The 14,891-nt window shown below is 58.5% G+C and carries 12 protein-coding genes; 10 read left to right on the top strand and 2 right to left on the bottom strand.

What is annotated here, in order from left to right; genetic code table 11:
- Positions 1-66: 66 nt before the first annotated feature.
- From fadB to ACOYXE_RS02850, 6 genes are all read left to right on the top strand, one after another.
- Complete coding sequence (gene fadB / locus ACOYXE_RS02825) at positions 67-2,214, top strand: fatty acid oxidation complex subunit alpha FadB (RefSeq protein WP_034156439.1); 2,148 nt, start codon at positions 67-69, stop codon at positions 2,212-2,214.
- Between the two features lie 32 nt (positions 2,215-2,246).
- Entirely contained in the window at positions 2,247-3,422 is a 1,176-nt protein-coding gene (gene fadA / locus ACOYXE_RS02830; protein WP_007910465.1) for an acetyl-CoA C-acyltransferase FadA, read from the top strand.
- A 98-nt stretch (positions 3,423-3,520) separates the two neighbouring features.
- Complete coding sequence (locus ACOYXE_RS02835; protein WP_150651510.1) at positions 3,521-3,757, top strand: DUF1653 domain-containing protein; 237 nt, start codon at positions 3,521-3,523, stop codon at positions 3,755-3,757.
- 114 nt (positions 3,758-3,871) lie between these two features.
- Entirely contained in the window at positions 3,872-6,502 is a 2,631-nt protein-coding gene (topA, locus tag ACOYXE_RS02840) for a type I DNA topoisomerase (RefSeq protein ID WP_460927603.1), read from the top strand.
- Between the two features lie 143 nt (positions 6,503-6,645).
- A complete protein-coding gene (locus ACOYXE_RS02845; protein WP_007910470.1) occupies positions 6,646-7,170 on the top strand; it encodes a DUF6586 family protein in 525 nt (174 codons plus the stop codon).
- Between the two features lie 106 nt (positions 7,171-7,276).
- On the top strand, positions 7,277-7,510 hold the full coding sequence (locus tag ACOYXE_RS02850; protein ID WP_003226592.1) for a hypothetical protein: 234 nt from the start codon (positions 7,277-7,279) through the stop codon (positions 7,508-7,510).
- Positions 7,511-7,604: 94 nt separating this feature from the next.
- Here ACOYXE_RS02850 and sulA read toward each other — a convergent pair whose 3' ends face one another.
- Positions 7,605-8,078 (bottom strand): SOS-induced cell division inhibitor SulA, encoded by a 474-nt coding sequence (sulA, locus tag ACOYXE_RS02855; RefSeq protein ID WP_116030904.1) that lies wholly within the window; start codon positions 8,076-8,078, stop codon positions 7,605-7,607.
- A 10-nt stretch (positions 8,079-8,088) separates the two neighbouring features.
- Complete coding sequence (gene lexA, locus ACOYXE_RS02860) at positions 8,089-8,697, bottom strand: transcriptional repressor LexA (protein WP_003226590.1); 609 nt, start codon at positions 8,695-8,697, stop codon at positions 8,089-8,091.
- A 229-nt stretch (positions 8,698-8,926) separates the two neighbouring features.
- Between lexA and ACOYXE_RS02865 the strand changes: the two genes are divergently transcribed.
- From ACOYXE_RS02865 to ACOYXE_RS02880, 4 genes are all read left to right on the top strand, one after another.
- Positions 8,927-9,634, top strand: coding sequence for a TetR/AcrR family transcriptional regulator (locus ACOYXE_RS02865; RefSeq protein WP_160058821.1), 708 nt, complete (start codon positions 8,927-8,929; stop codon positions 9,632-9,634).
- A 158-nt stretch (positions 9,635-9,792) separates the two neighbouring features.
- Complete coding sequence (nagZ, locus tag ACOYXE_RS02870) at positions 9,793-10,803, top strand: beta-N-acetylhexosaminidase (protein ID WP_460927607.1); 1,011 nt, start codon at positions 9,793-9,795, stop codon at positions 10,801-10,803.
- Between the two features lie 12 nt (positions 10,804-10,815).
- Entirely contained in the window at positions 10,816-11,553 is a 738-nt protein-coding gene (locus ACOYXE_RS02875; RefSeq protein WP_460927609.1) for an S-methyl-5'-thioinosine phosphorylase, read from the top strand.
- A 9-nt stretch (positions 11,554-11,562) separates the two neighbouring features.
- Positions 11,563-14,856: a DEAD/DEAH box helicase gene (locus tag ACOYXE_RS02880; RefSeq protein WP_460927611.1), complete on the top strand. Its 3,294-nt coding sequence runs from the start codon at positions 11,563-11,565 to the stop codon at positions 14,854-14,856.
- Positions 14,857-14,891 lie beyond the last annotated feature (35 nt).

Below are 14,891 nucleotides of genomic sequence, written 5' to 3' on the forward strand. Positions count from 1 at the left end.
TCCTGCCGAGCCATTCGCCTGCGTCCGACGTGTACTGTTCAGCTTCCATATCGTGGAGATCAGTTGATGATTTACGAAGGTAAAGCCATCACGGTTAAAGCTCTTGAAAGTGGCATCGTCGAATTGAAATTCGACCTCAAGGGTGAGTCCGTCAACAAGTTCAACCGTCTAACCCTGAACGAACTGCGTCAGGCGGTGGACACCATCAAGGCAGATGCTTCGATCAAGGGCGTGATCGTCAGCAGTGGCAAGGACGTGTTCATCGTCGGCGCCGACATCACCGAATTTGTCGACAACTTCAAGCTGCCGGATGCCGAGCTGGTTGCTGGCAATCTCGAAGCCAACAAGATCTTCAGCGATTTCGAAGACCTCAACGTCCCAACCGTAGTGGCCATTAATGGCATCGCACTGGGCGGCGGTCTGGAAATGTGCCTGGCGGCTGACTATCGCGTCATGTCGACCAAGGCCAAGATCGGTCTGCCGGAAGTCAAGCTGGGCATCTATCCGGGCTTCGGCGGTACCGTGCGTCTGCCGCGCCTGATCGGTGTCGACAACGCCATCGAATGGATTGCCTCCGGTAAGGAAAACCGTCCTGAAGACGCCCTGAAAGTCAGCGCCGTCGACGCCGTGGTTGCACCGGAGAAGCTGCAGGAAGCGGCTCTTGAACTGATCAAGCGCGCCATTTCCGGCGAGTTCGACTTCAAGGCCAAGCGTCAGCCGAAACTTGAAAAACTCAAGCTGAACGCCATTGAACAAATGATGGCTTTCGAAACCGCCAAGGGTTTCGTGGCAGGCCAGGCTGGCCCGAACTACCCGGCGCCGGTTGAAGCAATCAAAACCATCCAGAAAGCCGCGAACTTCGGTCGTGACAAAGCGCTGGAAGTCGAAGCCGCCGGTTTCGTCAAACTGGCCAAGACCTCTGCCGCGCAGAGCTTGATCGGTCTGTTCCTGAACGATCAGGAACTCAAGAAAAAGGCCAAGGCCTACGACGAAATCGCCAAAGACGTGAAGCAGGCCGCTGTACTCGGCGCCGGCATCATGGGTGGCGGTATCGCTTATCAGTCGGCCTCCAAAGGTACGCCGATCCTGATGAAGGACATCAACGAGCACGGCATCGAGCAAGGTCTGGCTGAAGCCGCCAAGCTGCTGGTTGGCCGCGTTGATAAAGGTCGCATGACGGCTGCGAAAATGGCTGAAGTGCTCAACGCCATTCGTCCGACCCTGTCCTACGGCGACTTCGGTCACGTCGATCTGGTCGTCGAAGCTGTGGTCGAGAACCCGAAGGTCAAGCAAGCCGTACTGGCTGAAGTCGAAGGCCAGGTCAAAGAGGACACCATCCTCGCGTCCAACACCTCGACCATTTCCATCAGCCTGCTGGCCAAGGCCCTCAAGCGTCCGGAAAACTTCGTCGGCATGCACTTCTTCAACCCGGTGCACATGATGCCGCTAGTGGAAGTCATCCGTGGCGAGAAGTCGAGTGAGCTGGCGGTTGCCACCACCGTTGCCTACGCCAAGAAAATGGGCAAGAACCCGATCGTCGTCAACGACTGCCCGGGCTTCCTGGTCAACCGCGTGCTGTTCCCGTACTTCGGCGGTTTCGCCAAGCTGGTCAGTGCCGGTGTGGACTTCGTCCGTATCGACAAGGTCATGGAAAAATTCGGCTGGCCGATGGGCCCGGCGTACCTGATGGACGTGGTCGGCATCGACACCGGTCACCACGGTCGTGACGTCATGGCTGAAGGTTTCCCGGATCGCATGAAGGATGACCGTCGTTCGGCCATCGACGTGCTGTACGAAGCCAAGCGCCTGGGTCAGAAAAACGGCAAGGGCTTCTACGCCTACGAGGCCGACAAGAAAGGCAAGCAGAAGAAAGTCGCCGATCCATCGGTACTGGAAGTGCTCAAGCCGATCGTTTACGAGCAGCGCGAAGTCACTGACGAAGACATCATCAACTGGATGATGATCCCGCTGTGCCTGGAAACCGTGCGTTGCCTGGAAGACGGCATCGTTGAAACTGCCGCCGAAGCCGACATGGGTCTGGTCTACGGTATCGGTTTCCCTCCATTCCGTGGCGGTGCGCTGCGCTACATCGATTCGATCGGTGTTGCCGAGTTCGTTGCCCTGGCTGACCAGTACGCTGATTTGGGCGCGCTGTACCACCCGACCGCGAAACTGCGTGAAATGGCCAAAACCGGCCAACGGTTCTTCGGTTAAGCGTCCCAACTTTTGAGCGAGAGTGAAATTTTATGAGCTTGAATCCAAGAGACGTCGTGATTGTCGACTTCGGTCGTACTCCGATGGGCCGCTCCAAGGGCGGCATGCACCGCAACACCCGCGCCGAAGACATGTCGGCGCACCTGATCAGCAAACTGCTGGAACGCAACGCCAAGGTCGATCCTGCTGAAGTCGAGGACGTGATCTGGGGCTGCGTCAACCAGACCCTGGAGCAGGGCTGGAACATCGCGCGCATGGCGTCGCTGATGACCCAGATCCCGCACACCTCGGCCGGCCAGACTGTCAGCCGTCTGTGTGGCTCGTCGATGAGCGCGCTGCACACCGCTGCGCAAGCGATCATGACCGGCAACGGTGACGTGTTCGTGGTTGGCGGCGTCGAGCATATGGGCCACGTGAGCATGATGCACGGTGTCGATCCGAACCCGCACATGTCGCTGTACGCGGCGAAAGCCTCGGGCATGATGGGCCTGACCGCGGAAATGCTCGGCAAAATGCACGGCATCACTCGCGAGCAGCAAGACGCCTTCGGCGTGCGTTCCCACCAGTTGGCCCACAAGGCAACCGTGGAAGGCAAGTTCAAAGACGAAATCATCCCGATGCAGGGCTACGACGAGAACGGTTTCCTGAAACTGTTCGACTACGACGAAACCATTCGTCCGGAAACCACCCTGGAAAGTCTGGCGGCCCTCAAGCCTGCCTTCAATCCAAAGGGCGGCACCGTGACTGCCGGTACTTCGTCGCAGATCACCGATGGTGCTTCCTGCATGATCGTGATGTCGGCGCAGCGCGCTCAAGACTTGGGTATCCAGCCAATGGCGGTTATCCGTTCGATGGCAGTGGCGGGTGTGGATCCGGCGATCATGGGCTATGGTCCCGTTCCGGCGACACAAAAAGCCCTGAAACGTGCGGGCCTTGGCATCAACGATATCGACTTCTTCGAGCTCAACGAAGCTTTCGCCGCACAGGCCCTGCCAGTGCTGAAAGATCTGAAAGTGCTCGACAAGATGAACGAGAAGGTTAACCTGCACGGCGGCGCGATCGCCTTGGGTCACCCGTTCGGTTGCTCCGGTGCCCGTATTTCCGGCACCTTGCTGAACGTGATGAAGCAGAATAGCGGCACCTTCGGGGTGGCCACTATGTGCATTGGTCTCGGCCAAGGTATCTCTACCGTCTTCGAACGCGTTTAAGCGTCTCGTCGATGGAAGCCGGGGCCAAGTGCCCCGGTTTTTGTTTTTGTGGGTTTATTTTGTTTTTATTTTGAAAAAATTTGAGTGAGGGCCAAACCATGCCGATACAACCTGGGCTCTACCAACATTACAAAGGTCCGCAGTACCGCGTATTCAGTGTTGCGCGGCATTCCGAGACCGAAGAAGAAGTGGTCTTTTACCAAGCCCTGTATGGCGATTACGGCTTTTGGGTGCGCCCTCTGAGCATGTTTCTCGAGTCAGTCGAGGTTGACGGCGAGCAGGTGCCACGCTTTGCTTTGGTGCAAGCCGAACCAAGCCTTTTTTCCAAGGTATAAGGCGAGCGCGCACAGAACCCTGTGCTTGACCTCACCTTGTATCAACTATATATAGCGGTGCCGCGTCAGGCGCCAACCGCCTTTCACTTCTAGAATTCAGGAATTTTCTGATCCATGGGCAAATCGCTGGTCATTGTGGAATCCCCGGCTAAGGCCAAGACCATCAACAAGTATCTGGGTAACCAATACGTGGTGAAGTCGAGTATCGGCCATATCCGAGACCTGCCCACCAGCGGTTCGGCTAGCGCCAGCAAAGAGCCAGCCGCCAAGCGCGGCAAGGCTGCTGCGGGCGAAGGTCCGGTGCTCTCGCCGAAAGAGAAAGCGCGCAAGCAGCTGGTCTCGCGTATGGGTGTCGATCCCGATCATGGCTGGAAAGCCAAGTACGAGATCCTCCCGGGTAAAGAGAAGGTCATCGAAGAGCTGCGCCGGCTCGCCAAAGATGCTGACACCATCTATCTCGCAACCGACTTGGATCGCGAGGGGGAAGCCATTGCCTGGCACCTGCGCGAAGCCATCGGTGGTGACGACAGCCGCTACAAGCGCGTGGTGTTCAACGAAATCACCAAGAAGGCGATTCAGGAAGCCTTCTCGGAACCTGGCGAGCTGGACATCGATCGTGTCAACGCTCAACAGGCGCGTCGTTTCCTCGACCGCGTTGTGGGTTACATGGTCTCGCCGCTGTTGTGGGCAAAGATTGCCCGTGGCCTGTCCGCTGGCCGTGTGCAATCGGTTGCCGTGAAGCTGGTGGTCGAGCGTGAGCGCGAAATTCGTGCGTTCAACCCGGAAGAGTACTGGGAAGTGCATGCCGACCTCGGCACCGCCAAAGGCTCGACCGTGCGTTTCGAAGTAGCTCGCGAGAAAGGCGAAGCCTTCAAGCCGCTCAACGAAGCTCAGGCCATGGCCGCGCTGGAGAAACTCAAGTCTTCCAGCTACAGCATCGTCAAACGCGAAGACAAGCCGACCAGCAGCAAGCCTTCGGCGCCATTCATCACGTCCACTTTGCAACAGGCTGCGAGTAACCGTCTGGGCTTCGGCGTGAAGAAAACCATGATGATGGCCCAGCGTCTGTACGAAGCTGGCTACATCACTTACATGCGTACCGACTCGACCAACCTCTCGGCCGATGCCGTGGCCATGGCGCGCACTTACATTGAAGACGAGTTCGGCAAGAAGTACCTGCCGGAAACGCCAAACGTCTACAGCAGCAAAGAAGGCGCGCAAGAGGCTCACGAAGCGATCCGTCCTTCCGACGCAAACACCACGCCGAGCAAGCTCGCAGGCATGGAGCGTGACGCTGAACGCCTCTACGAGCTGATCTGGCGCCAGTTCCTCGCTTGCCAGATGCTGCCAGCTCAATACCTGTCGACCACTGTCAGCGTCGGCGCTGGCGATTTCGAGCTGCGCGCCAAGGGCCGTATCCTCAAATTCGACGGTTACACCCGCGTCATGCCGCAGATTGCCAAGCCAGGCGACGATGACGTTCTGCCTGATATGGCGCAGGGCGACGTTATGAAGCTGATCAAGCTTGATCCATCGCAGCACTTCACCAAGCCGCCGGCGCGTTACTCGGAAGCCAGCCTGGTTAAAGAAATGGAAAAACGTGGCATCGGTCGTCCTTCGACTTACGCTGCGATCATTTCGACCATTCAGGATCGCGGCTACGTGACCCTGCACAACCGTCGTTTCTACTCGGAAAAGATGGGCGACATCGTCACCGAGCGTCTGTCGGAAAGCTTCTCCAACCTCATGGACTACGGCTTCACTGCCGGCATGGAAGAGAACCTCGATGACGTGGCGCAGGGCGAGCGTGACTGGAAAAGCGTGCTGGACGAGTTCTACGGCGATTTCAAAAAGAAACTCGAAGTAGCCGAAAACCCTGAAGGCGGCATGCGCGCCAACCAGCCGGTCATGACCGACATCCCGTGCACGACCTGTGGTCGTCCGATGCAGATTCGTACTGCGTCCACCGGCGTGTTCCTCGGTTGCTCGGGCTACAGCCTGCCGCCGAAAGAACGCTGCAAGGCCACCGTCAACCTGGTGCCGGGCGACGAGATCGCTGCGGACGACGAAGGTGAGTCGGAATCGCTGGTTCTGCGCGGCAAGCATCGGTGCCCGATTTGCAGCACGGCGATGGACGCTTATCTGCTCGACGAGAAGCGCAAGCTGCACATCTGCGGTAACAACCCGGATTGCGCCGGCTACGAAATCGAAGAGGGCAGCTATCGCATCAAGGGCTACGAAGGTCCGAGCCTGGAATGCGACAAGTGCGGCAGCGAGATGCAGCTCAAGACCGGCCGTTTCGGCAAGTTCTTCGGTTGCACCAACCCTGAGTGCAAGAACACCCGCAAACTGCTGAAAAGCGGTGACGCGGCGCCGCCGAAGATGGATCCGGTGAAGATGCCTGAGCTGAAATGCGAAAAGGTCAACGACACCTACATCCTGCGCGACGGTGCGTCCGGCCTGTTCCTGGCCGCCAGTCAGTTCCCGAAAAACCGCGAAACCCGTGCTCCGCTGGTGATCGAGATTCTGCCGCACAAGGACGAGATTGATCCTAAATACCACTTCCTGTGCGACGCTCCGCAGAAGGATCCTGATGGTCTGCCGGCGGTGATCCGCTATAGCCGCAAGACCAAGGAGCAATACGTGCAGACCGAGGTCGATGGCAAACCTACCGGTTGGAAGGCGTACTTCGACGGTGGTAAGTGGACGGTTGAAGACAAGCGTACAAAGGCCAAAGCCGAGTAAGCGTTAGCCTGATACTGAAAGGCCGCATGAGAACCCTCGGGTTTTCAGGCGGCCTTTTTGTTTTGTGCTTGCGGTGGGATCGGCTGATCCACGACACTGTCCGGCCTGTGTGACGCAATTATTTCGTAGTGGAGACTGCCTTCATGGCCCACGAACTCTATACCCGCACCAACCAGAAGATTTATTTCGCCGGCTTGTCGCTGGAAGCCTTGGCTCGCGCTGAAGAAGGGCGGGCGATGAATTCTCTGGCGTTGATTCAGGCTGGGCGTGAATCGGCGTTGTTTCACCTGTACGGCGCCTTACTGGGGCTCTGTCATGAGATCGCAGGTTTCTATCGTCTGCCGCAGGCCAATGCGCCGCGGGCCGAGATGCTGCTGACGCGTGAAGTGCTGGAGTCGATCGCAATTCCCGAACTGGCCGAAATGGTTGAGTTGGCGGGCAATTCGGAAACCTGGTTGGCAAAACTGCTGGCAGCGCATTCGGCGCTGTTTCAACCGCCACGAGTGCCGCACAAGCCGAAGGGTGATGTGACGCAACCGTTGATTCAGGCGATTAATCTGGACGAAGAAGAAGCGCCAGAAGAGTTGAGTCGAGAGGAGCTGGAGAGCTGGCGGCAGAACTTGAAAGGTCTGGCGATACGTTTCCGCGAAGGCTTGAACGAGTGCTGAGGGCGATTGACACGGTGGCAATCTGAAACATGCTGCTGGTCAAGATCCCGAGCGAAGCCTGAATGATGTCTATATAATCCCTGCCTTTCGTGGAGAACAGACCTATATGCCAACGTCCTTTCTAGAAATTGTCGAGTTACCCGACGGCCGAATCGAGCTGCGCAGGGCCGAGGACGAGGGTTCTCTGGTGACGCTGGATTTCTCCGAGGATGCCAAGGCGTTCCTGCAAGGTCAGCATGTGGAGATCGCCAAGGCGATGTTAAGCGTCGGCGTGCAAATGGCCGGTCGAATGGTCGAAGGCGAATTTGATAAGGAAGAAGGGCCGCGGGTTCTTCATTGATCCCCGTCTTTTTACTTTTTGACGTTACCGCTTCAGATCGGCTTCTCTGTCCCTGGAGAAGCCCTGCGCTTCACACAGCGCGTATAACCACCAATTAACCCAAACGAATATTCAGGCTCTGAGCATCGCCCGTGCGTGCGGCGTTGATCAGTTGTTGCCGTGAATTTGCGTTCAGCGGGTTGAGCCAAGTGACTACGGTGTGACTGCGACCCAGCTTCAGAGCTTCGCACGCCAGTTGTTGAGCGCTTTGAGCGCCCCTTGGTTGCAGCAGCAGAATGCGTTCGCGATTCAGCCCGGCATCCCGCAGCCAGGTTTGGGTAAGGCTGGCAGGTGGTGCGATCAGTGTCAGCCAGCGCGCGTCCTGATCTTCACTGAGTTCGCGAAGGATCGGGGCAAGCAGGTTCAGGCAGTTCCCGGTAGCACCGCGCAGTGACAGCTCGCTGAATACTTCAGGTTCGGCAATCCACGGGCGCTCGACGACCTCTTTGAGGATCGGCGCCATCGGTTGTGCCAGAAACGCTTCGAATAAAGGCAGTTGTGTTTGCTGAGGGGTGTGTGGGAACTGCATAAAGCCTCCTTTAGCGGCGAATCACGCCGACACTCAAGCCTTCGATCACCAGTTCCTGATCTTTCAGGTCGACTTCGATAGGGGCGAACTCAGGGTTTTCGGCAATCAGCCAGACCTTGCTGCCTTCACGCTTGAAGCGTTTGACGGTCACTTCATCGCCGATGCGGGCGACGACAACCTGGCCATTACGCGCCTCGCGGGTGGTGTGCACGGCGAGGAGGTCACCGTCGAAAATGCCGATGTCCTTCATGCTCATGCCGTGTACGCGCAGCAGATAGTCGGCGCGCGGATGAAAGAAGGCCGGATTGATGTTGCAGGATTCTTCGATGTGCTGCTGGGCGAGGATCGGCGCGCCGGCAGCGACCCGGCCAATGATCGGCAGGGTAGAGTCGTCGGCCTTGGCTTCGAAGCCGGGAATGCGAATACCGCGAGAAGCGCCGGGAGTCATCTCGATGGCACCTTTTCGGGCCAGTGCCTTGAGATGCTCTTCAGCCGCGTTTGGCGACTTGAAGCCCAGTTCCTGAGCGATTTCCGCGCGGGTTGGCGGGTAGCCGTTGTCTTCGAGGCAGCGTTTGATAAAGGCCAGAATCTCGGCTTGGCGTGGCGTCAGCTTTAGCATATTGATCGCTCTGTCTTTTTATACAGTGACTGGGATTATATACAGTGAAGCGCCCTTGGCAATGCCCGTTTTTTTGCAGGCCGCCAGACGGTCGGCATTCGTGCTTATTAATGAGTTGGGCTTGTGTGGTTAAATAACTGACCGACCATTCCCAAAACGAACCGGCAGGCTTGACAAGGCACAGGCTGAAACGTATGTTTCAAACAAGTGTTTGTCAGGCGGAGTAGCCATGGCCCAGTCGGAAACCGTTGAACGCATTCTTGATGCTGCCGAGCAGTTGTTCGCGGAGAAAGGTTTCGCTGAAACCTCATTGCGTTTGATCACCAGCAAGGCTGGCGTCAATCTGGCAGCGGTGAACTATCACTTCGGTTCGAAAAAAGCCCTGATCCAGGCGGTTTTTTCGCGCTTCCTCGGGCCGTTCTGCATCAGCCTCGATAAAGAGCTGGAGCGGCGTCAGGCCAAGCCTGAAAACAAGCCGACGCTCGAAGAACTGCTGGAAATCCTCGTCGAGCAAGCCCTCGTGGTTCAGCCGCGCAGCGGCAACGACCTGTCGATCTTCATGCGTTTGCTCGGCCTGGCATTCAGCCAAAGCCAAGGCCACTTGCGCCGTTATCTGGAAGACATGTACGGCAAGGTGTTCCGCCGCTACATGATGCTGGTCAACGAAGCAGCGCCACGCATTCCGCCGATTGAGCTGTTCTGGCGCGTGCACTTCATGCTCGGTGCTGCCGCGTTCAGCATGTCCGGCATCAAGGCTTTGCGCGCGATCGCCGAGACTGATTTCGGCGTCAATACCTCCATTGAGCAAGTCATGCGCCTGATGGTGCCGTTCCTCGCAGCAGGCATGCGTGCCGAAACCGGTGTCACCGACGCGGCAATGGCCACTGCACAGCTGCGTCCACGCAGCAAATCAACGCCGGTCGCCGCCAAGGTTTAACCGCGCACGGGTGGGCGCGGCAGCTTGTATCCGCTAAGCTAGCCGCCCATGCCGACTCTCGTTCTGAACCCGATCCTCATAGAAATTGCCGACCTGCCGAGCATTGCTCACGGTAGCGATTTCCTGCAGATCGGGTTTTTCGTTTTCAAGGAATCTCTATGACTGCTGGCCTGCAAGGCTCGTTGATGGTGGACGTCGCCGGTACCTGGCTGACGGCTGAAGATCGCCAATTGTTGCGTCAGCCCGAAGTGGGCGGCCTGATCATTTTCGCGCGCAACATCGAGCATCCACGCCAGGTGCGTGAACTCAGCGCATCGATTCGCGCGATTCGTCCGGATCTGCTGCTGGCGGTGGATCAAGAGGGCGGTCGCGTGCAGCGTCTGCGTCAGGGCTTCGTGCGTCTGCCGGCCATGCGTGCCATCGCCGACAACCCGAATGCTGAATACCTGGCCGAGCAATGCGGCTGGATCATGGCCACCGAAGTGCTGGCGGTCGGGCTCGACCTGAGCTTCGCCCCGGTGCTCGATCTGGATTACCAGCGCAGCGCCGTCGTTGGCACCCGTTCGTTCGAAGGTGATCCCGAGCGCGCGGCACTACTCGCCGGTGCATTCATTCGTGGCATGAACAGCGCAGGCATGGCCGCCACCGGCAAGCATTTCCCCGGTCACGGCTGGGCCGAAGCCGACTCTCATGTCGCGATCCCGAACGACGAGCGCAGCCTCGACGAGATCCGCGCCAACGATCTCGTATCCTTCGCAAAACTCAGCAAACAATTGGCCGCGATCATGCCGGCGCACGTCATCTATCCGCAAGTCGATTCGCAGCCTGCCGGCTTCTCCCGCCGCTGGTTACAGGACATCCTGCGCGGCGAATTGCAGTTTGACGGCGTGATCTTCAGCGATGACCTGTCGATGGCCGGTGCTCACGTGGTTGGCGACGCCGCCAGCCGCATCGAAGCCGCTTTGACAGCCGGTTGCGACATGGGCCTGGTGTGCAACGACCGCGCCGCTGCCGAACTGGCCCTGAGCGCCGCACAACGCATGAAGGTCAAGCCGTCTGCGCGCATCGCCCGCATGCGCGGTCAGGCATTCGCCAGCACCGATTACCGTCAGGATCCGCGCTGGCTCACCGCCATCGGCGCGCTCAAAGACGCTCAACTGATCGATTAAGGATTTTTCGCTATGACGGTTTACGCAATCATCGGTGGCACCGACCTGACCCAACTCGAAGGCCTGACCATTCGCCAATCGCTGGCGGTAGACACGCCCTACGGCGCGCCATCGGCCGACGTGCAAATTGGCGAATACGCTGGCAAGGAAGTGTTGTTCCTCGCCCGTCATGGCCACCCGCATCGCTTCCCGCCGCACAAGGTCAACTACCGCGCCAACCTGTGGGCGTTGAAGCAGGCCGGTGCCGAAGCGATCATTGCCGTTAACGCGGTGGGTGGTATTCATCCAGCGATGGGCACGGGTCATTTCTGCGTGCCCCATCAGATCGTCGACTACACCAGCGGCCGCGAGCACACCTTTTTCGCCGATGATCTGGAGCACGTCACCCACATCGACTTCAGCTTTCCCTACAGCGAGCCGTTGCGTCAGCAATTGATCGCCGCCGTGGCTGCCGAAGGTTGCGAATACAGTGATCAAGGCGTTTACGCCTGCACCCAGGGCCCGCGTCTGGAAACGGTCGCCGAGATCGTGCGTCTTGAGCGCGATGGCTGCGACATCGTCGGTATGACCGGCATGCCGGAAGCTGCACTGGCCCGGGAGCTGGATCTGGATTACGCCTGTCTGGCGCTGGTGGTTAACCCGGCAGCGGGAAAAACCACCGAAGTAATCACCATGGCCGAGATCGAGCAGGCCTTGCATGACGGCATGGGCAAGGTTAAGTCGGCATTGGCGCGGGTGTTGGCCGGCTAAGGGCTGTTCATGAGTATTCTCATCGAACGGCTCAAGTCGTTGGCCTGGACTCAGGCATTCAGTAGCAAGGCGCTGGCCAAGGCTCGCGCTTATGCTGCCGATGACCGGGTAGAGATCATCGAGATCAATGACAAAAAGATCGAGGCGTTCTGCGTCGGTTCGGAAAGTCAGGCGTATGAACAAAGCATTTACTTGTCCGAAGATCGGCTGGGTTCCGTCAACTTGCGTTGTCTGTGCAGCTGTCCTGTCGTAATCGACTGCAAGCACTGCGCTGCGGTGCTCTATCACCTGCAGGGCAGTGCAGATGATGCGTCTGAAAGTGACGCACAGATCCCTTTGGGGCGGGCGCTGGAGCATTGGCTTTCGACCATTCCCGTGCCGGCCAAGCCCGCCGAAGAAGGCGCGCAAACCGCAGGCGCGCGCCTGTTTTACAAGCTCAAGCCAACGTCAGTGAGCGGCAAGTGGCTGCTCGATATTTTCAAGGTTTCCCAGCTCAAGAGCGGCGAGTTACGCGAAGTCAAACCGATGTATTCGCTGGCGGAAATGCTCATGCGTCAGCCCGGCTACCTGTCCGAGCTGGATCTGCGCGTCGCCAGGCTGCTGGTTGCCATGCACTCCCACCACGCCTATTACAGCGGTTATCCGCTGGAAGGCAGCAGCGGCGCCGAATTGCTGGAAATGCTCCTGCGCACCTCGCGGCTGTTCCTCGATTTCGAGGATCTGCAACCGTTGGAGTCTGGCGCGAAACGCATCGGCCAGTTCGCCTGGGCCGAGCAGGCCGACGGCGGTTTCCGTGCGCAGTGGAGCAGTGCCGAGGCTGCGCAGGAAACTGTGCTGGCGCTGGAGCCGCTTTATTACCTGGATCGTGAACAGCGGCAGATTGGCCCTCTGTTCAATGAACTGGAAGAAAAGCTGGCCAGTCATTTGACTCTGGCGCCGGACATTCCGGCGCGTCAGGCCATGCAGTTCAGCCATCGCATGAGCGCCGCGACGAGAATCCCGCCGCCCCACCAACTGACCGAACGAGTCATCGACGACGTACTTCCGCAGCCGCAACTCACCCTCGTCAGCGGTCGGGAGCGCTCGCGCTGGGAATACATTCTTGAGCACCGCGCCGCTCTGGTGTTTACCTACAACGGCCAGCCGACGGTGGATCGCAACCCGGAAGTGATGATCCTCAACGGTACCGAAACCCAGCGCATCCAACGCCAGCCTGCGGTGGAAAAGAAACTGCGCCAGATCCTGCAAAGGCTCGGCTTCAAGAAAGCCACGCGCAAGAGCTCGCTGGATCGTCCCGGCGAGATGTTCACGTTGCCGGATGATTCCGCCTGGCTCGGGTTTATGCACGAAGGGCTTGCCACGTTGCGCGCCTCGAACTGGGAAGTGGAGATGAGTCCCGGCTTTCATTTCAATGTGCATCCGGTTGAGCATTGGTACGCCGAGGTCGAAGAAGAGGCTGGGCATCAGTGGTTTGATTTGCAGTTGGGTATCGTCGTCAATGGCCAGCGCTATAGTTTGCTACCAATCCTTCTGCACTTGTTGCGCACCCAGCCGCGCTTGCTTGACCCGGTCAATCTGGCACAACGCAGCGATGACGAAAAACTCCTGATCGAACTGAAACCCAGCGGTTTTGGCGACCCTTCAGGCGCCAAGGTCGCGCTGCCGCTGAGTCGCGTCAAGCCGCTGATGGCCACGCTGGGCGAGTTGTACCTGGGCGGTCATCAGGGCGATGCACTGCGCTTGAGTGTCCCGGATGCCGCGCGCTTGAGTATGCTCGATGGCGTACCGCTGGATTGGCAGGGTGGCGAGCGGCTGCGCACCTTCGCCAAGCGCTTGCAGAATTCCAGTCACACCCAGGTCGCTGCACCGGCCGGCCTTAACGCGCAACTGCGCCCCTATCAGCTCGAAGGCCTGAACTGGATGCAGACCCTGCGCGAGCTTGAGGTCGGCGGCATTCTGGGCGATGACATGGGGCTGGGCAAAACGCTGCAAACCTTGGCGCATCTGCTCACGGAAAAACACGCCGGTCGTCTTGATTGTCCGGCTCTGGCGGTGATGCCGACCAGCCTGATTCCCAACTGGCTCGACGAGGCCGAGCGTTTCACCCCCCAGTTGAAAGTATTGGCGCTGCACGGCACGGGGCGGCAAAAGGATTTCGCTAATCTGGCTGAGTACGATCTGGTGCTGACCACTTACGCGTTGCTGCCAAGGGATTTGGAGACCTTGCAGCCGCAGCTGTGGAGCGTACTGATTCTCGACGAAGCGCAGAACATCAAGAACCCGCTCAGCAAAGCGGCGCAAGCGGCCCGTGACCTGCAGGCCCGCCAGCGCTTGTGCCTGAGCGGCACGCCTTTGGAAAACCACTTGGGCGAGCTTTGGTCGCAGTTTCATTTCCTCATGCCGGGTTGGCTTGGCGATAGCAAGTCCTTCAATCGCGATTACCGCACGCCAATCGAAAAGCACGGCAATGTTCAGCGCATGCAACATCTGACAGCGCGCATCAAGCCGTTTTTACTGCGCCGCAAAAAGGATCAGGTCGCCACCGAGTTGCCGCCGAAAACCGAGATTGTTCATTGGGTGGATCTCAGCGACGGCCAGCGTGATGTCTATGAAACGGTTCGCGTGGCTATGGACAAAAAAGTGCGCGACGAAATTGCCCGCAGTGGCGTGGCGCGCAGTCAGATCATCATTCTTGATGCATTGCTCAAGCTGCGGCAGGTCTGTTGCGACTTGCGCCTGATCAACATGCCGATAACAGCAAAGGCACTGCGCTCCGGCAGTGGCAAGCTGGTCAGCTTGATGGAGATGCTCGAAGAACTGCTCGGTGAAGGTCGCAGAATCCTGCTCTTTTCGCAGTTCACCTCGATGCTCGCCTTGATCGAGGAAGAATTGCAGCAACGTGACATTGCCTATTCGCTGCTGACCGGTGATACCACGGATCGGCGCACGCCGGTGAAGGATTTTCAGGGCGGCAAGGTGCCGCTGTTTCTGATCAGTCTGAAGGCCGGGGGTACCGGTTTGAACCTGACCGCTGCGGACACGGTGATCCACTTCGACCCTTGGTGGAACCCGGCGGTGGAGAATCAGGCAACCGATCGTGCCTATCGAATCGGGCAAAATAATCCGGTGTTTGTTTACAAGCTGATCGCTCGCGGCACTGTAGAGGAAAAAATACAGGCGTTGCAGCAGGAGAAAGCCGCGTTGGCCGGGGCGGTGCTTGAAGGTGGAACGACGGGTGGCTGGAAGCTGGAGCAGAGTGACATTGAGGCGCTGTTTGCGCCGTTGCCCGATTCCAAGCGGTGAGCTTCGGTTTTAACCTTAAACCGAGGTGACCCGTT

It is taken from the genome of Pseudomonas sp. MC6, assembly GCF_054790575.1.